13 protein-coding genes are annotated in these 19,330 nt (G+C 48.9%); 12 read left to right on the forward strand and 1 reads right to left on the reverse strand.

The genetic code is table 11. The annotated features are described in order from the left end of the window. Positions 1–110 precede the first annotated feature (110 nt). The 12 genes from BMY60_RS07145 (at position 111) to BMY60_RS07200 (ending at position 19,118) form a co-directional block, all read left to right on the forward strand. A complete protein-coding gene (locus BMY60_RS07145; RefSeq protein ID WP_256250745.1) occupies positions 111–935 on the forward strand; it encodes an ABC transporter permease in 825 nt (274 codons plus the stop codon). Next, complete coding sequence (locus BMY60_RS07150) at positions 925–2,250, forward strand: ABC transporter ATP-binding protein (protein WP_090332503.1); 1,326 nt, start codon at positions 925–927, stop codon at positions 2,248–2,250. The genes BMY60_RS07145 and BMY60_RS07150 overlap by 11 nt, the downstream gene beginning before the upstream one ends. 3 nt (positions 2,251–2,253) lie before the next feature. After that, positions 2,254–3,249, forward strand: coding sequence for a GNAT family N-acetyltransferase (locus tag BMY60_RS07155; RefSeq protein ID WP_090332504.1), 996 nt, complete (start codon positions 2,254–2,256; stop codon positions 3,247–3,249). Positions 3,250–3,284: 35 nt separating this feature from the next. Next, positions 3,285–4,370: an acyltransferase family protein gene (locus tag BMY60_RS07160; protein ID WP_090332505.1), complete on the forward strand. Its 1,086-nt coding sequence runs from the start codon at positions 3,285–3,287 to the stop codon at positions 4,368–4,370. A gap of 257 nt (positions 4,371–4,627) precedes the next feature. Then, a complete protein-coding gene (locus BMY60_RS07165; protein ID WP_090332506.1) occupies positions 4,628–5,725 on the forward strand; it encodes a glycosyltransferase family 2 protein in 1,098 nt (365 codons plus the stop codon). A gap of 35 nt (positions 5,726–5,760) precedes the next feature. Then, positions 5,761–10,368: a rhamnan synthesis F family protein gene (locus BMY60_RS07170; protein ID WP_177166617.1), complete on the forward strand. Its 4,608-nt coding sequence runs from the start codon at positions 5,761–5,763 to the stop codon at positions 10,366–10,368. Between the two features lie 174 nt (positions 10,369–10,542). Beyond that, the gene (locus tag BMY60_RS07175; protein ID WP_090332510.1) at positions 10,543–12,651 is read left to right on the forward strand and encodes a glycosyltransferase; all 2,109 of its coding nucleotides are present in this window, start codon (positions 10,543–10,545) and stop codon (positions 12,649–12,651) included. Next, positions 12,644–13,621, forward strand: a complete 978-nt coding sequence (locus tag BMY60_RS07180; protein WP_256250746.1) for a glycosyltransferase family 2 protein — start codon at positions 12,644–12,646, stop codon at positions 13,619–13,621. The genes BMY60_RS07175 and BMY60_RS07180 overlap by 8 nt, the downstream gene beginning before the upstream one ends. After that, positions 13,614–14,492, forward strand: a complete 879-nt coding sequence (locus BMY60_RS07185; protein ID WP_090332512.1) for an SDR family oxidoreductase — start codon at positions 13,614–13,616, stop codon at positions 14,490–14,492. The genes BMY60_RS07180 and BMY60_RS07185 overlap by 8 nt, the downstream gene beginning before the upstream one ends. 75 nt (positions 14,493–14,567) lie before the next feature. After that, entirely contained in the window at positions 14,568–16,358 is a 1,791-nt protein-coding gene (locus BMY60_RS07190; protein WP_090332513.1) for a type I secretion system permease/ATPase, read from the forward strand. Positions 16,359–16,415: 57 nt separating this feature from the next. Continuing rightward, a complete protein-coding gene (locus tag BMY60_RS07195) occupies positions 16,416–17,768 on the forward strand; it encodes an HlyD family type I secretion periplasmic adaptor subunit (protein ID WP_090332514.1) in 1,353 nt (450 codons plus the stop codon). Beyond that, a complete protein-coding gene (locus BMY60_RS07200) occupies positions 17,769–19,118 on the forward strand; it encodes a TolC family outer membrane protein (RefSeq protein WP_090332515.1) in 1,350 nt (449 codons plus the stop codon). On the opposite strand, the gene BMY60_RS07205 is transcribed toward BMY60_RS07200, so the two are convergent. Continuing rightward, on the reverse strand, positions 19,119–19,325 hold the full coding sequence (locus BMY60_RS07205; protein WP_090332517.1) for a DUF6447 family protein: 207 nt from the start codon (positions 19,323–19,325) through the stop codon (positions 19,119–19,121). Positions 19,326–19,330: the final 5 nt, after the last annotated feature.

Below are 19,330 nucleotides of genomic sequence, written 5' to 3' on the forward strand. Positions count from 1 at the left end.
GCAGTTTTTCCTCTTTTTTTGCAATCACAGACAGAATCCGGAAACAACCCGCAAAGACGCCTATTAAAATCTGCGATAATTGTTTTTTCAGATCAATTACCGAACTTCCCTTGTATTTCAGAAAAATCACAATTCTTGATATTTTTTTATGTCTGGCACAGCATTATCAACTTGCGCTGCAAATGACCAGGCGCGAGATCATCAGCCGTTACCGCGGTTCCATACTTGGCATGCTGTGGTCTTTCGTAACGCCATTATTAATGCTGTCAATTTATACATTTGTCTTCAGCGTGGTATTCAAAGTACGACTGGCGCTAACCAGTGACACAGACAACCGTTTCGAATTTGCAGTGCTTCTGTTTGCGGGCCTGATTGTGTTTAATCTGTTCTCCGAATGCCTGACGCGCGCGCCAGCGCTGATCCTGAATAACACCAATTATGTCAAACGGATCATTTTCCCGCTGGAAATCCTGCCCTGGATCACACTCGGAGCCGCATTTTTTCATACCTGCATAAGCTATCTAATCCTGTTCGTTTTTTTACTCATCATCGGACAACCCGTTTTCTGGACGGCTTTACTGCTGCCGGTTGTATTACTGCCATTTGTTCTGTTGACGTTGGGAATTTCCTGGTTTCTTGCGTCAATCGGCGTTTTTGTCCGCGATATCGGCCAATTCATCGGTCTTGTGCTGACCATGCTGTTATTCATGAGCCCCATATTTTACCCTGCTTCCGCGCTACCAGAATCAGTTCGCGCCTATCTGTTTTTAAATCCACTGACGTTTATTATTGAACAGACGCGCGCAATTATCATATTCGGGCGGTTACCGGACTGGGCCGGTATGGGTCTTTACTATACAATCGGGGTTCTGACCGCCTGGGCCGGGCTGGCGTGGTTTCAAAAAACCCGTAAAGGGTTTGGCGATGTCTTATAAATCCGGATCAGCGCCTGTATCTGACCTGGCGGCATTTGAAAACACTGCCACCGCGATACGGGCAACCGGCCTGTCGAAATGCTACCAACTGTATAGCCATCCACGCGACCGGCTCAAACAGTTTTTGTGGCGTGGCAAACGGCAGTTCTATCGTGAATTATGGGCCCTGCAAAATATCAGTTTGACTGTATCGCACGGCGAGGTTGTCGGCATTGTCGGTCAAAACGGCTCCGGCAAATCCACATTGCTGCAACTGATTTGCGGCACACTGACGCCAACCAGCGGCGAAATCAGCGTTAACGGCCGCATCGCGGCATTGCTGGAACTGGGCGCCGGATTTAATCCGGAATTCACCGGGCGCGAAAACATCTATATGAATGCCGCCATTTTAGGCCTCAACCGGTCCGAAATAGAGACCCGTATTGACAGTATTATTGAATTTTCCGGGATTCACGATTTCATCGATCAACCCGTCAAAACCTATTCCAGCGGCATGTTTGTACGCCTGGCCTTTTCGGTTGCGATTAATGTCGACCCCGAAATTCTGGTTATCGATGAAGCCCTGTCGGTCGGAGACGGTGCGTTTTCACGCAAATCCTTTAATCGCATCATGCAACTGCGGGACGCCGGCAAAACCATTTTGTTCTGTTCGCATTCCATGTTTCAGGTCGAGTCGCTATGCTCCCGCGCCATCTGGATTGACCGGGGAACGATGATGGCGGATGACGAAGCAGCCAGGGTTGTTGCCGACTATCAGGCGTTTCTGGACAAAAGCGCGGCGATACAAAACGGCGGAACTGTCACGATACCGCCGCATGCCGGACAAGCGCAGCCAACGGCAGAATCCACTCAGTTTTCTTCCGGACGCGCCCGTCTGGATACAGTCAAAATACTGGCCGACGGCAAAGATTACAAGGGCGCGTCAATAATCAGCGGCCGCTCCACCCTGTCCGTTTCAATCACATTTATATCGGATCCGAACCTGCCATGCCCGAATGTCGCCGTCACTATTCACAGCATGGATGCACGCACCATTACCAGCGCGGCAACCTGGGAAGACCATATCACACCGTTCCGCCAGCCAGACGGTACCGGCGGCATTTGCCTGACAATTGACCAGTTGCCTCTGCTTAAAGGCAAATACTTTATCAGCGTACACTTGTTATGCGAACGCGGCATCCATATCTACGAATCCGCAAAAGCCATCGCAACCTTTCCGGTTGACCAGGAAGGCCGTCTGCAGGGTTATTTCAGGCTGCCTCACTGCTGGAAAAAAATACCCAGCGGGCAGACGGGAATGTCTGACAGCATTTAAGATATGGATATGGATATGGATGCAATGACTGACAATCAACATAGCAAAAAATGGCAATGCCGCTGGGCCACCCCGCATGACCGGGATGCATTGCTGGCACTTTTCGAGTCCGCATTCGGCCAGCCGATGCCCGGCGGCCTCTGGCAATGGAAATATGCCCGGCAAAAAAAACCCGGCATGCTGGCATACATCGAAGACGGCATTATTGCCTATTATGGCGGCATGCCCCGCACATTCAGCCTTAATGGCAAGGCAATCAAGGCAGTGCAAATCTGCGACGTGATGGTGGCACCGAAAATGCGCGGCATTCTGACGCGCAGAGGACCTTTTATGCAGACTGCCGATACTTTCCTGAGCGAACAGGCGGGAACGGACAAGCCTTTTCGTTTTGCATTCGGATTCCCTTCGGACCGGCATGCAAGATTGGGGGAAAAAACAGGCTGGTACACACGCTCCGGCACTTTCCTGGAAACCGTCTGGCCAGCAAAGCTCGCACAGCCGCACTTATCTGTATGGTTCAAAACCAGACCGCTGGGCCTGCACGATTCAACAACGGTCAATACGCTCTGGCAAATCATGCAGTCAACATTACCGGATTGCTTAATACCCCGAAAAGACGCCGATTTTTTTAACTGGCGTTATCATCGGCATCCAAGCTATGCTTACACCACCTATGTTGTTTCAAGACGCTGGAGAAACAAACCGGTGGGTATTTTTGCGTTACGCGACCATGGCCCCGGTCACGGCATGGAACTGATGGATTTGCTTGGACCGCCTGATACGCTGCCAATCCTGTTAAACACGGCATTGCGCATCACCAAGCGTGCTGGCCGCAAGCGTTTGTTCAGCTGGGTGACACCCGCGGTTCTGGAGCGGCTGCCAACACCCGAAACAACACAGACGATATCCGGCGTGTATGTCACGCCAGACTATAAACAAAAAATCGAAGAGCAGCATCTGCACTGGTGGCTTATGGGTGGAGACACTGATTTTCATTAGGGGTTGCCGGTTTGCATACTTTGACATTTTCAGCCATGAACACCGCCCGTCCCCAGGGAATTGATCTATCGGTTGAACTGCTGCGCGGTGTCGCCGCCATTATGGTCATGCTTTGCCACTATGCCGTGATCATTCACGGCACGGAACGCAGCTGGCTGAGTTTTTTCTATACAGGTGTCGATTTTTTTTTCGTCATCAGCGGATTTGTCTTTGCGCCTGTACTACTCGCGCCAGGCAGGGAAAATGTAACGGCGTTCGTTATCAGGCGCGTTTTCAGAATCTACCCGCTTTTTTTGGCGGCAATTTTTCTCTACGCCCTGTTGCCCCACAAAACATGGGATAACAGCATCATTTTGCAACATGCCCTGTTTCTCCACACCACCGTCTCCAAGGAAATTGCCTTTTATTATAATCCCGCCTTCTGGTCTCTCCCCGTAGAAATCGAGTTTTATCTGCTCATCGCCTTGCTTGTGTCAATCAAAACCCGCAAAACAAAATACATACTCACACTTCTGTTCGGTTTATCACTGATGACCAGTCTGATGACGCATTATTTACTGGCGGCAGACTCGCACGCAAAACTGGTGCTGACACATCACCTGCCGGTTATTCTGCCTGAATTTCTGCTGGGCACATTGGCGTATCAAATAAGCAGAAATTGCGGTAAATTGCCAGGCCTGATTGCTGGCGTTGCAGGTATAGTCCTGCTATTTATGCTCGGACAAGGATTTGTTGCACATGGCGAAAATATCTTTAACATGACCTACGGCCTGTTTAATCTGTTTTGCGCTCTGGGATATCAGTGGATTCTCATCGCAAGCGCCGTGCTGTTCCGCCCGTCCCGCAGTATTGATGCATTTACACTGCTGGCAAGCGTCATGGGCAATCTCAGTTACGGCATCTATCTGTTTCACAATGCAATACCGCCTTTACTGAGACTCCATTTTCAACTTGACGGCTTTCTGTTGTTGACCGGCTCCATACTGGGCACCCTTTGTCTCTCCGCTATCATGTACAATACGCTGGAGGACCCTGCGCGAAAATATGGAAGACGCTTTGCACGGCAGTTCTACAAAGCGGGGCGATCTGATTTACGCGGACTAACGGGAAACAACCAATAGTTGTTCATCCGTTTGTAACGCTCCCCGCAGATTTACTTACGGACACTTCTAAAAATTCAGAATTTTAAACAAGACAAGGCGGAAACAAAAATATTGACACGGCATATGATTGATATATAAGGAGATATTTTTTGTGACCAACGATGTGCTGTAACAAAGTATGGATCTTGAGAGATGCCCGTACTTATTATCTGTCAGGCCGCCACAATTGTCTGATGCAACTTTGCTAACCGCTCAATCACCTATCAAGCTCATAAATGATCTCGGTCATTCTCGTCAATTACCACTCCGCCCGGCTCGCAATTAACGCTGTTGCATCCGTTATCGATCAAACGGATATCGAAAAACCCGAAATTATCGTCGTTGACAACAGCACGGCGGAATCTGAACATGCCTTAATGAAGACGCATCTGCCTGACGCGGTCACTTATCTTATCAATCAACATAACGCCGGTTTCGCCCGCGCCTGCAATCAGGCTTTTGCCTGCGCCAACGGTGAATTGATTCTTCTGCTTAATCCCGATGCCCGTTTACTGCCGAATGCTTTATCACTGCTCTCGGATTATTTGAAAAAACACCCTGATGCCGGCGCTGTAGGGCCGCGTGCTTACTGGGACGACGACCGCCGATATTTAATGCCCCCCAGCACATTCCCATCTGTCGCAGGATTATATAAGGAAGCCATATCCCGGTTGCATCCTTATCTTGCCGATTATTCATCGCTTGATTTTCGCAAAAAAGCACTGCGATTCTGGACCTGTACCGCACCCATAGCCGTTGCGGCATTGTCTGGCGGCCATGTACTGCTCCGCCGGGACGCCGTCATTCAAAGCGGCGGTCTGTTTGACGAACGTTTCTTTATGTACTGGGAGGACAGCGACCTCATGCATCGCCTGAAAAAAACCGGCTACCGCTTGTATATGGAACCGAACGCAGGCTGTGTGCACTACTATGAGCATGCCCCTGCAAAAGACAAGCGCATTGCGCAGGGCTGGCCAGCCTATCGGCAGAAACACTTCGCGCATACGAAAAGTTTCAGGCTCGTTAACTGGCTCGGTCAGCATTTACCTTCTGCAGCAGCAGCCGACATTGAACCGCTCTCATGTCATGATGACAAACTGATTGTTCCTGTCCCGGCCGGACTGAGAAACGGCTGGCTATTGGAGATCGGAACGAGACCGCAGTTGTTACCGGCAATCGGCCTTTTTGGTAACGGCCCAACGGTTGAAGTCAGTACGCTGTTATTCAAACGACTGCGTGAGAAAACCTACTACGCACGTTTATCTGCGCCAAATTCAAGGCCGGATTTGGTATATTATTGGCAATGGCAGGGCTACTCAACAGAAGCACACTAAAAACAGCAAACCATCGTATCATCTCAACTAAATCATTGGAAAATTCACTTATTCCCTTCCAGGCCGTCAGAAACATTTCGGGTAACCGCATTTTGGTTTTGGCGCCGCATCCCGATGACGAAGTATTCGGCTGCGGTGGCGCCATCATGCGGCATGTCGAACACCACGGTTTCATTCAAGTCATTATCGCCACAGATGGCGCCCATGGCGTCGATAATGCCGAGAAGCCAGACTACATTCATCAGCGCCAACAGGAGAGCCTGGCTGCAGCAGCCTTACTGGGCTACGGCAAACCCGTATTCTGGCATTACCCGGATCGAGAGCTTTTTTATGGCGAGAAACTGATCGCTGACATTGTGACCGCCATACGGTCCATCAATGCTGATCTGGTATATGCACCGTCAATCCACGAAGTGCACCCGGATCACCGCGCATTGAGTATGGCCTCGATTGAGGCGGTTCGCCGGTCCAGCCATTCAGTGCGTTTGGCGCTGTATGAAATCGGACAACCGGTGCGTCCCAATTTACTGCTTGATATCAGCGATCTGGCCGACCGCAAAATGGAAGCCATGCGCTGTTTTGCATCCCAAAACGCAAAACAGCGTTACGATCTGGATATCGCAGCGCTTAACCGTTACCGGACCTACACGCTACCTGCTGAAGCAACCGCGGCAGAGGCGTATATTCTGACCAGCACTACGGAATTGGCCAGCGATCCGCTCAACCTGTATCAATCCGAGCATACCCGGCAGCAAAAATCAGGATTGGCCATTGATACGGAAGACCTGCCACTTGTCAGCGTGATCATACGCAGCATGGACCGGCCCACGCTGTCTGACGCGCTGGATTCGGTTGCATTGCAAACCTATCCTAATATTGAAGTTGTTCTTGTCAATGCCAAGGGTCCGGCACACAAAAAACTGAATCCGTGGTGCGGACGTTATCCATTACACTTTACACACAATGATGAACCACTAAACCGCAGCCGGGCGGCAAATCTCGGACTGAAAACAGCAACAGGAAAATATCTGATTTTTCTGGATGATGATGATTTTTTCTATCCGGAACATATCAACAATCTGGTAACCACGTTGCAAAACCGGCGAAACGCCCGATGTGCATACGCGGGTGTGCACGTTCAACACTATACAAATGATGTACTTGATCAAGTTACCGAATTCAATGAACCTTACGATCAACACAGGCTGCTGAGCAGAAATTTTATACCGATTCATGCTGTGTTGTTCGAAAAATCACTTATTGATTCCAATCAATGCGGGTTTGATGAGAACCTCAATGTTTTTGAAGACTGGGACTTCTGGATTCAGATTTCACTGTGTTGCGAAATCGTGCATGTCGACACAATCAGTGCCGTCTATCGCAACCATGGCGATTCCGGCCTGGGACGCGGCCTGGACAAGCCATTTTTGCGGCAAACACGCAGCAAGGTGTATGAAAAATGGAAGTCACGGTTCAGCGGTGAACAGTTCGAGGATTTGATTCAGTACTGGGACGACAAAACCACCGATTTGACTGGACAACTTGCCGTCCGTACAACACAGACTCACACATTGAAAAATCGTATTGACCAGCTTGAACATGAAAAACAGTCCAATGTGCAATTCATTCAATCACTGCAAAATTCGATTCAATCCTTGCAATCGCATAATAACCACTTAACCGGTGTTATTACCGGTTTCACACAATCTTCCTCATGGAAAATTACGGCACCGTTAAGATTCATATCGCGAATATTACGCGGCGAGTACCGTGAAGCCTGGGACGGATTGCGCCGCAGGATACTGCCATTCGGAAAAAAAATATACAGAACCCTGCCCGTTCGTTTGCGGCAACGCGTTTTGTCCATCGTTTACCGCTTGGCCGGCCGTTTATTCGCCGGCACCGAACATTATGAACTTTGGCGCGTTGAGCAGGGTTATGTCAACAACCCTTTACCAATTCATGCCAATACAGCATTAACCGGCTTAACCGATGCCGCTGAAATTGAACCATTGACAATAGCGCCTTCAGGACACATTGCAATCCATGCGCATATCTTTTACGCGGACCTGGCAAAAGAATTTGCCAGGTTTCTAAAAAATATGCCTTATCCATATGACTTGTTCGTTTCCACCACGAGCGAAGCTGACAAACACACATGCCAGCAGGCACTGCTCCGTTTACCGCAACTCAAACATCTGACCATAACCGTTGTACCGAACCGCGGGCGCGATATCGCGCCGTTTTTTTGCACTTTTGGTAAAAACCTGCAGCAATATGCATATATTGCACATATTCACAGTAAAAAATCACTGTACAGCGATGGCAAGGCGGATGGCTGGCGCGAATATTTGCTGAACCAGTTACTGGGCAGTCCATTACAAATCCGGAAAATTTTTTCACTGTTGACCGGAGACAAAAATGCCGGTTTGATTTACCCGCAGAATGCAACCGTTTTACCGCATTGGGCGAATACCTGGCTCTCAAATAAAGCCCTGGGATACCGGTTGTGCAGAAAGCTTGGGGTTGCGCCTATTCCTTCAGGTTATTTCGATTTCCCGGCGGGTTCGATGTTCTGGGCGCAATCCAAGGCGATTCAACCTCTATTCAACGCTGGTTTTAACATTGAAGATTTTCCTGAGGAAGCCGGACAAAACGATGCTACGCTCGCGCATAGCATAGAGCGCTTATTTGCCCTGACCGCCCGGCAATCAGGGTTCAACACCTGCATTCTGCAGGATAGGCAATCCCCGAGTTGGTCGCGCTGGCGCATTGACCGCTATATGCTGCACCAACAAAAAACAATTGAGACCACAATACGGCAACCCGATGTACAAATAGTCGTTTTTGACATTTTTGATACCTTGATAACACGCCCATTACTTAACCCAGAGGATATCAAAAAAATTATCGCACACCGCGCCGGAGGAACAGCCGGGGAACGTTATCTCGAATTTCGCGCGATAGCGGAAAATCAGGCACGCCAGATTGCAGGGCGCGATGTTGGACTGGATGCTGTCTACAGGGAACTGTCGGTTTTGTCCAGTCTTTCAACTGATGCGATTGAACAGCTGCGTACGCTTGAAGAAACTATCGAGTCGTCAATCGTTACGCCGCGTCCCGAAGCAATCGCTTTGTTTCAGCTTGCAAAAATACTCGACAAACGGGTCATACTTGCCAGTGACATGTATCTGTCCAGACCGGTGATTGAAAGCATGTTGGCGCATTGCGGCATCAGTGGCTGGAACAGGCTTTATTTGTCATCCGAGAACGGATTACGAAAAGATACGGGCGGCTTTTACCGCCAGCTGCTGGTCGATGAACATGTATCACCGCACGAAATCATGATCATTGGCGATAACGAGCAATCCGATGTACAAAAACCCGGGGATCTCAAATTCAGAGTTGCGCATGTCATGCGGCCAGTCGAGCTTGCACGCGCAACGCCCCGTTTTGAACCGATTCTTGAAAAGACCTGCAATCAAGAAACCAGGGACGATCTGAATACCCAGCTTACGATCGGAACAGTTGTTCAGGCAAACTTCCGGCCACTGTTTTATCCACGCTTTGATCCGGCCGATTTCGTACCTGCAACACCCTGGGCGGTTGGATTTACGGTAGCCGGTCCGCTGGTATTGTCTTTTGTGCAGTGGCTGACGAAAAAAGCTGCGGATGACGCAATGCAATGCCTCTATTTTGTCGCGCGCGAAGGCCAAATACTCAAAATTGCCTATGATTTATGGACATCCGATGATACGCATGCGGCACCATCTGAATATCTGGTGCTCTCACGCCGCGCCATTACCGTGCCGATGATTTCTAATCTCGATGATATTTACAAAATAGCCCGTACGGACTTTGCGCCCAATCCGATGCCGGATTTTATTCTTGAGCGGTACGGCATTAATTTGTCTGAAAAAGAATGCGAAACATTTGCCCGGCAAAAAATATGGCCGAGAAAAAAAACGGTTTTTGTTGAAAACGAAAATATCGACCGTCTGAGACCGCTGTTGCAGGCGCTCGAAAAACGTATTCTGAAACAAGCCGAACATGAACGCCCCGCACTAACAGCTTATTTACAAGATGCTGGTTTGCCTGCTGACGCCAACACCGCCATTGTTGATGTGGGTTATGCAGCAACAACCCAGGGATACCTAAATCGATTGCTGCAAAAGAAAATTCACGGTTATTATCTGATGACGCTCGACACCGCCGAAATGATTGCCACGGCGCATCAGGTCATTGCGCAAGGCTATTATTATCATTTTGCCAAACCAAGCGCGACCGAACCGGTTTTATACAGAAAAAGTTTTACCATAGAAAAACTTCTGAGCGCCGACGATGCGCAGATTGTCCGTTACCGGACGTCCGAGACCGGTGACATTATTCCGGAGTTCCGCATGCTGACGGATGAAGAGCGGCAATCTGCATTAACACGAACTGAAATCCGGCGCGGCATCCTGGATTTTATTCACCAGTCAATCGCTATCCGCAACAATTTACTGGGCGATTTCAAAATACCACCGCACATCGCGGAAGCACTGTTTTTACAGTTTATTGAAAACCCTTCTCAGTCTGAACATGAACTGCTGCGGTCAATTGTATTGGACGATTATTATTATGGCCATGGTCTTGTACGTTAACAATCAGCCATCATAAAAGGCATGATAAAATACGCACAAACCATTTATTCCGCGGTACAAATCTACAAAAAGCCAGTGTATTTCCGTTATAATAACCAGCCGGTTAACTGCGGTCGCTGACAGTCAAGCAGTAGAGTAGTTATACGTCCTAATTTAAATATTATAAACCGCCCAGTGATTTATCTATTAAAGTATTTTCCGGTCGCAATCAGTATTCTCAAAACACAGGGTTTAAATGCGCTGACCAGACGCGTCGCCAAAAAACTATTTTCACCGCCGCAAAAAAACCATCTACCGGAAGTTCATTATTCCGTTGCACTGCAGCACCATCCGCTCCGTTTCCAGGAAAGCGTTGATCCGGAAATATCCATTATCATCCCGGTCTATAATAAAACCCTGTACACCTTCACCTGTCTCAAATCAATCCATGAGAGCAGTGGCAGCAACGTGTACGAAGTCATCATTGTGGATGATGCATCCAACGACGATACCGCACAGATGCTCAGCAATATCACGGGCATTTCAGTTATCCGCAATGTTGAAAACAAAGGTTTCATTTATTCAAGCAACAGGGGAATAAATGCTGCGAGAGGCAAGTATATTGTATTATTAAATAACGACACAATCGTAACCAGAGGCTGGTTGGACGCATTAAAACATACCTTCAGCCATTTCCCGGATGCGGGACTGGCCGGGGCCAAACTCGTTTATCCCGACGGAAAATTACAGGAAGCCGGCGGCGTTGTCTGGCAGGATGCATCTGCCTGGAACTATGGCCGTTACGATGACCCCGACAAGCCGGAATACTCTTATTGCAGAGCCGTCGATTACTGCTCGGGCGCCTGTTTGATGATTCGGCGACAGGATTTGACCGACCTTGGACCCTTTGACGAATACTATGCGCCTGCTTACTACGAAGACACTGATCTTGCTTTTCGCGTCAGAAAAGCGGGTAAAACAGTATACTATCAACCCGGCGCTGTCGTTGTTCATTTTGAAGGCATTTCTTCCGGCATTGATGTCTCAAAGGGCACCAAGCAGTATCAGGTAATCAACCATAAAAAATTCTTTAACCGCTGGAAGGATACGCTCAAATTTCACCGGTCAAACGGCGACAGTCCTCATTTTGAAAAAGAACGCAACGTAAAAAAACGTGTACTCGTTATTGATGCGCTTGTACTCAAGCCTGACAATGACTCCGGTTCATTACGCATGTTCAATCTGTTAGCCGTTTTCCAGAATTTAGGTTACAAGGTAAGCTTTATCGCCGCAAACGAGCCCGGTTATCATGACGTCTACACCAGACAAATGCAAATGAACGGCGTTGAATGCTTTTATAAGCCTTACCCGGAATCCGTTCCCGAACTTCTGAAATCCCACGGGCATCTTTATGATGTAGTTTTACTCAGCCGGGTTAACATCGCCGAAAAATATATTGATGACGCACGCAAGTACTGCATTAACGCTATGATATTGTTCGATACCGTCGATCTTCATTTTTTGCGTGAACAGCGGCAAGCCGAAATCAATCAGGACAAGCTGTTATTGGCCACAGCCAGAATGCGCAAGCAACAGGAATTAACTACCGCACGCAAAGCGGACAAGACATTACTCGTCAGCCCGGTAGAAATCGAATTGTTCAAACAGGTAGCACCTGATGTTCCGGTCGGGTTGTTATCGAATATTCATCGGAATCAGGAAACGGTCTTCGGTTACCAGCAAAGAAAAGATATTCTGTTTATCGGTGGCTTCGAGCACTTGCCGAACGTTGATGCAATGGAATTTTTTATAAAAGAAATTTTTCCGACGCTGCATGCATTAAAGCCGGATATCAAACTATTGATTGTTGGCTCCCATCTTCCCGATAAAATTGCGGCCCACGCCTCGCCGCATATTATTATCAAAGGCTTTGTATCCGACATAAAACCTATTTTTGGCCGCATCAGGCTGTCCATCGCACCGCTTCGATATGGCGCAGGCGTTAAAGGAAAGATCAATACCAGCATGACTTACGGCGTACCGGTTGTTGCCACAAGCGTGGCCGCTGAAGGTATGAAGCTCGTGCACGACAAGGATATTCTGATCGCAGACGAGCCTGAAGACTTTGCCAGACAAATAATTCGGGCTTACGATAATGAACAGCTGTGGACACATTTATCCAATTCCGGCAAAGCCAATATCGAGAAACATTTTTCATTTTCCGTAGCTGAACGACAACTTAGCGAAATTCTGCTGCATCAGCAAAACACCGGAGGAACCGTCGATCAAGCAGTCAATGCGTGAGAAAACGCACGGTCAATTGTTTAATAAAATGACCATGCAGCAAGCCGATCCAAACAATCATGACAGTACAGGGAAATTGCCAATCGCAGTTGTCATCGTCAACTATAATGCGGGGGATTTTCTAACAAAATGTGTCGCGACAATACTGCAAACGGTTGATTCGGTTGTTATCGTTGATAACGCGTCGACTGATGCAAGTCTGTCGACACTCACCGCCCGATTTCAAAACGAACCCCGGCTCAGAGTGTTACACAATCCTGCCAATTTGGGCTTTTCCGCGGGCTGCAATATTGGTCTGGGCGCAACTGACATGCCTTACGTTCTGTTTTTGAATCCTGACTGCAAAGTTGAAAAGCTATCATTAATTCGTATGCTGCAAGTACTCGAATCCGATCCGCAAATCGGCATGACCGGCGGCTGCCTGGTCAATCCGGACGGCACAGAACAGGGTGGCGGACGCCGCATCATACCCACGCCGTGGCGCGCTTTTGTACGCGCAACCGGCTTACATCACCTGAGCACATTCTGGCCGGTGTTGTTTCCCGATTTTCACTTGCATAAGCAGCCGCTTCCTGACAGGCCTGTTGAAGTGGAAGCCATTTCGGGCGCCATGATGCTGGTGCGCCGTCATGCCATACAAACTGCAGGCAAATGGGACGAGCAGTATTTTTTACATTGTGAGGATCTGGACTTATGCATGCGCTTCAGACAAGAGGGCTGGAAAATCATGTTTGTCCCGAGTGCCAAAGCTGTCCACTATCAGGGTACATGCAGCAAATCCCGGCCGTTTTTTGTTGCCTGGCATAAACATAAAGGCATGGTTTATTTCTACAAAAAATTTTTCCGCCGGCAGTACCCAGGCATTTTGATGCATCTGGTTGCTGCCGGCGTCTGGCTGCGTTTCTTTATCGCGACCCTTTATTATGCTTTTTGTTATTTTGTAAAATTTTTAAAACCAAAACATGGATGACAAACATGTTGGTGTTCTAGGCGCCACCAGCCTCGTAGGTGCGTGCATTCTGCGGCAACTGGTATCGGAACAATGGCAAATCAGCGCTTTTTCGCGCAGCCCGGTGCAATCAAACCACGAACAGATAAATTGGGCACAACTGAATCCAATGAGCGCCAGGCATGATCAAAATAAACACGGCCCGGCCATGTGGATTTGTATTGCGCCCATATGGACACTACCGGAACATTTTCCACTGCTACGCACACAAGGTGCCCAACGGATCGTGGTTTTGTCTTCGACCAGTCGATTCAGTAAAGCCGAGTCAAGCGACACGGGTGAACAAGGTATCGCACAGCGGCTTGCAGGCGCTGAAAAAACAATTAAAATCTGGGCCGAAGAGCACGGTATTGAGTGGATTATCCTGCGGCCCACATTGATTTACGGCCTGGGATGCGATAAAAACATCTCGGAAATAGCCCGGTTTATTCTCCGCTTTGGTTTCTTTCCATTATTGGGTTCCGCAGATGGATTGCGGCAGCCCATTCACGCGAAAGATGTTGCAACAGCATGTATACTTGCGCTTCAAACTTTAAATATCAAAAATCGTTCTTATAATCTTACAGGTGGCGAAACATTGACATACCAGGAAATGATTGACCGCGTTTTTTCAGCACTTAATAAGAGACCCCGTTTCATCAGAATACCGCGCGGGTTGTTTCAGCTAACAATACCCGTCTTGAACCGGTTGCCCCGCTACCGGCATTGGACTGCGGCAATGGCTGAACGCATGAATCGGAATCTGGTATTCGACAGCATTAATTTACAACAGGATCTTCGTTTTCGACCCGGTTCGTTTATCCTGTCTAAAGCAGATTTACCGCCTGAATAAAACCGTTTCTAGACGATGCAATCGTATACTTATATATCGCATAGCATGTTATTGATTACACACAATCCATAATGAATGAAACCTCTTATTAAAGCTCCTCAGAATGAAATCACGGAAGTCCTAGCCAGTTTCAAGAAAGCATTCCATACCATCGGCGTCTTCAGCGCCGTGATTAACGCCCTGATGCTCATGCCGGCCATATATATGCTGCAACTTTACGACAGCGTATTGACCAGCCGTAATGAAATGACATTACTGATGCTGACTTTAATCGTGATCGGCGCCTATATTTTTCTGGGCGCACTCGAATACGTACGCAGCTTCGTCTTAATCCGGGTTGGCGCCAAGCTTGACTTGAAACTGAACAAACGGGTCTATACCGCCGCATTCGAGCAAAGTTTGAAGCAAGGAGGCGGCAATGCCGGGCAGGCTCTAAAGGATTTAACCAGTATCCGTCAATTCATGACCGGAAACGCTTTATTTGCATTTTTCGACGCACCCTGGTTTCCGATTTATATTTTTGTCATTTTCATGTTTCATACCTGGCTGGGTATTTTTGCGCTGTGCGGAACCGCAGTACTGATTATACTGGCCTATGTCAATGAAAAAATATCCCGCAAGCCATTGGATGAAGCCAACACCATGGCAGTCGCTTCAACCAATCTGGCATCCAATAATCTGCGTAATGCGGAAGTCATCGAAGCCATGGGCATGCTACCCAATCTTCAGGCGCGCTGGGATCAGTTTCATAACCGTTTTCTCAATCTTCAGGCGGATGCCAGCGAGAAATCCGGCGTTGTCACCGCGATATCCAAATCCTGCACCGTTGCGCTGCAGTCATTGATGCTGGGGCTGGGCGCTTTACTGGTATTGGAAAACCAAATTTCTCCCGGCATGATGATCGCCGCATCGATATTGATGGGCAGGGCGATCGCGCCGGTTCAGCTGTTAATCAGTGTATGGAAACAGTTTGGCAGCACGCGCAGCGCTTACGACCGGTTGACGAAATTGCTGGAGCTCAATCCAGCCCGCAAGCCGGGCATGTCGCTTCCCAAGCCAACTGGCGCCATTAATGTTGAGAATGTGACAGCCGCGCCGCCGGGATCGCGTGTGCCGGTGGTTAAAAACATAAGCCTGACTGTTCTGGCTGGCGAAGTATTGGGAATTATCGGACCCAGCGGCTCCGGGAAATCCACATTGGCACGGCTTCTGGTTGGCGTATGGCCGGCCGCGGCAGGCAAGGTGCGCCTGGACGGTGCCGATGTTTACCAGTGGAACAAGGAGGAACTGGGACCGAACATCGGCTATTTGCCCCAGGATATTGAACTATTCAGTGGCACCGTTTCAGAAAACATCGCGCGTTTTAGCGACGTCGACCCGGAAAAAGTGATTCAGGCCGCTCAACGTGCCGGTGTACATCAAATGATTCTGAATATGCCGGAAGGTTATGACACCAAACTTGGCGACGGCGGCGCGGGACTCTCGGGCGGTCAGAAACAGCGCCTCGGTCTGGCGCGCGCCATGTATGACGATCCGGCCCTGATCGTACTGGACGAACCTAATTCCAATCTTGACGATGTAGGCGAACAGGCATTGCTAAAAGCGTTGATTGACCTGCGCAAACGGGGCAAGACCATCGTTTTGATCACCCACCGTACCAGCATTATCAGTGTGACGGACAAACTGTTGCTATTGCACGATGGAATGGCAAAGCTGTTTGGGCCGACAAAACGCGTACTAGACGAATTGAAACAACAGCAACAGAAACTGCAAGGACAGGCATCCCAGCAAAAACAGCAGCCACCCGGCTCCGAGACGCAGCAACAACCGCCTACAACTGTGAATGTTGTGGATCAGGAGTCCTGAGTGAACACAGCAGGAATTAACATTAACATGTTAACGCGCACATAAACAGGAACAATTATGAAGTTGCAGGCAGAAAATAACGTCACCGGCACCGGTATTGAACAAAACGACCGCACAGATCAAGTCAAAACTGATGAAACCGTTCATGCCAGAATCGGCTGGTGGATTGTATTGGCCGGGGTTGGCGGTTTTGTTCTGTGGGCGTTCTTTGCACCGCTGGACAAAGGCGTGCCGTTAAGCGGCACGGTTACGGTAGACACCAACCGCAAGGCGGTTCAGCATCGTACCGGCGGCATTATTGATCAGATTTACGTCAAGGAAGGCGAACATGTCGAGGCCGGTCAGACACTGGTGCGCATGAACGATATACAGGTTAAGGCACAAGCGGAGATAACCCGCGCACAACTCATCACCGCACGCGTAGTTGAAGCGCGTCTGATAGCCGAACGCGATGAAAAAAATGCTATCGAGTATCCTGCTGATCTGCTTGCAGCACAAGACGACCCGCGCGTCAGAAACAGCATCATGACACAAAACCAGCTGTTCAAATCCCGCCAGCTTGCCATGCAGCATGAAATCGCCGCGCTTGACGAAAATATTGCGGGTCTGACCTTACAACTCCAGGGTCTCCAATCTTCCCTGGCCAGTAAAAAACAGCAGTTAATATTTTTAAAAGAACAGCTCGACAATCTGCGCGAACTGGCCAGAGACGGTTTTGTGCCGCGCAACCGCGTACTCGACCTGGAACGTACTCATGTGCAGCTAAACGGTGAAATTTCCGCTGAGACCGGTGAAATCGGACGCATTCAACGTCAGATTGCAGAATTGAAGCAACGCCGAATACACCGTTTTCAGGAACAGCAAAAGGAAGTGCGCCAGCAGTTGTCGGAGATTCAGCGTGAAGTAGACGCGCTTAGCAGTCAGCTGATCGGACAGGAATTTGAACTGGCCAATGTCCTGGTCAAAGCGCCTGTCGGAGGAACGGTTGTCGGCATTAACGTTTTCACCGAAGGTGGCGTTATTTCACCAGGATTCCGCTTAATGGATATCGTGCCAAGCGACGATCCACTCATGATCACCGGCCGGGTGCCTGTTCACCTGATCGACAAAGTACATCCCGGTCTTCATGTCGATCTGATTTTTTCAGCCTTCAACCAGAACAAAACGCCCAATATTCCCGGTGAGGTGCTGCAGGTATCGGCTGACAGACTGACCGATGAGCGCACCGACGAACCTTATTATCAATTAAAAGTCCGCGTAACCCCGGAGGGTATGCAACTGCTCGCGCACCATCAGGTACGCGCGGGGATGCCGGTTGATATTTTTGTCAAAACAGGTGAGCGCTCTTTAATGAATTATTTGTTTAAACCTATTCTTGACCGTCTCCATGCATCCATGAGTGAAGAATAAATGACTTCTATACGCATTAATTTTCGCATTGTATCGTCGTTTTTTTCACTTGCCTTAATAGTCAGTTCCGCGCAGGCGCTGAGTCTGCTCGACGCCTATGAAGCGGCACTGGAGAATGATCCGCTGTTTCGTGCGGCTGTATATGAAAACGAAGCCGGGCTACAGGCCGAGAAAATCGGTTTGTCCGGCCTGCTGCCGAATTTGTCGATTACCCACTCAGACAGTGAGAATACAGGAACACGCAAACTTTTCGGTCAGCCACGCACCCCTTTAAATTTTCACAGCCAGGTTAGTTCATTAGCTTTACGCCAGCCCATATTGAACATGGAGGCCGTCGCCAGCTACCGCCAAGGGAAGGCACAAGCCAATTCCAGCCGTGCCCGCTTTACCGGACAAAGCCAGGAACTGGTCATCAGGTTGTCCGAGGCATATTTCGGCGCATTACTCGCGCAACATCAAGTACGGCTTGCACAGTCACAAATCGATTCACTTGCGGAACTTAAACGTGCCAACGAACAGATGCTGTTGAAAGGCGAAGGCACGACAACCGACGTACTGGAAACGCAATCCAGGCACGCACTTGCCGAAGCGCGTTTGATTGAGGCAAAAGACGAACTGGATGTGGCGCAATTAAGACTCGAATCCATTATCGGCCTGGAAATCACACAATTGCACCATCTGTCTGACGTTTTTCAGGCAGAAATGGTTCATTTACCCGACTTTGATGACTGGCGTGTGCTGGCGCTTGATCGCAATGCAGAACTTGTCACTCAGCGGCACGCTCTTCTATCGAGCAAAGAAGAAATTCGCAAAAGTTATGCCGGGCATACGCCGCGTGTAGATCTTGTCGCAAGTATTAGCAGAAACAAATCCGCTTCATTTGTTACTGCCAATCAGAATGTTGAACTGGCATCTATCGGCGTAGAGGTCAACGTGCCATTGTACGCAGGCGGCCGCGTCATGGCGACCACCGATCAAGCAAGAGCAAATTTCGCGCGCGCCGAAGCCGAAATGGATGCAGCCATCGATAATGTGCTTGTTGAATTACGCAGGCAATATCAACTGGTTTTAAGCAGCGTCAAACGTATCAGATCATTGGAATTGGCGGTCAAATCAGCAAAACTGCTCGTTAACGCAACTGAAAAAAGCATTCGGGGAGGCATTCGCATTAATCTGGATCTGTTGGACGCACAGCAACAGCTGTTCAATAGCCAGCTTGATCTGGCGGAAGCCAAGTATAATTTTCTGCTTGCGTACCTGCGCCTCAATTTCACCGCAGGTACACTGGTGCTTGACGATCTGCAACGTATCGCTGCTTATTTTACACCCGAAAGCCCTTTGTCAAAGTAATCAGTGTGTATCGACTGGCAGCGCATTCTTCAGTGCATGCTGATACGCAATTTTTGCGGTACTCGCAATCGCCAGCTTTGCCTTTAATTGCGCAATTTCATTTTCAACAACACGCAAATTCGTAATTTGAGCCTTGGCCTCCTGGCTCAACGATGATAATGCATATTCTGTTCCATCAATGACAACTTTTTGTTCATTTTCCGCCATGTTTA

Origin of the sequence: Nitrosomonas sp. Nm51 (assembly GCF_900111165.1) — a bacterium.
Taxonomy (GTDB): domain Bacteria; phylum Pseudomonadota; class Gammaproteobacteria; order Burkholderiales; family Nitrosomonadaceae; genus Nitrosomonas.

Bases quoted from the DNA above. Each gene is read 5' to 3' on its own strand.
- BMY60_RS07150 (WP_090332503.1), top strand. From the start codon at position 925: ATGTCTTATAAATCCGGATCAGCGCCTGTATCTGACCTGGCGGCATTT.
- BMY60_RS07155 (WP_090332504.1), top strand. From the start codon at position 2,254: ATGGATATGGATATGGATGCAATGACTGACAATCAACATAGCAAAAAA.
- BMY60_RS07160 (WP_090332505.1), top strand. From the start codon at position 3,285: ATGAACACCGCCCGTCCCCAGGGAATTGATCTATCGGTTGAACTGCTG.
- BMY60_RS07165 (WP_090332506.1), top strand. From the start codon at position 4,628: ATGATCTCGGTCATTCTCGTCAATTACCACTCCGCCCGGCTCGCAATT.
- BMY60_RS07180 (WP_256250746.1), top strand. From the start codon at position 12,644: ATGCGTGAGAAAACGCACGGTCAATTGTTTAATAAAATGACCATGCAG.
- BMY60_RS07185 (WP_090332512.1), top strand. From the start codon at position 13,614: ATGGATGACAAACATGTTGGTGTTCTAGGCGCCACCAGCCTCGTAGGT.
- BMY60_RS07190 (WP_090332513.1), top strand. From the start codon at position 14,568: ATGAAACCTCTTATTAAAGCTCCTCAGAATGAAATCACGGAAGTCCTA.
- BMY60_RS07195 (WP_090332514.1), top strand. From the start codon at position 16,416: ATGAAGTTGCAGGCAGAAAATAACGTCACCGGCACCGGTATTGAACAA.
- BMY60_RS07200 (WP_090332515.1), top strand. From the start codon at position 17,769: ATGACTTCTATACGCATTAATTTTCGCATTGTATCGTCGTTTTTTTCA.
- BMY60_RS07205 (WP_090332517.1), bottom strand. From the start codon at position 19,325: ATGGCGGAAAATGAACAAAAAGTTGTCATTGATGGAACAGAATATGCA.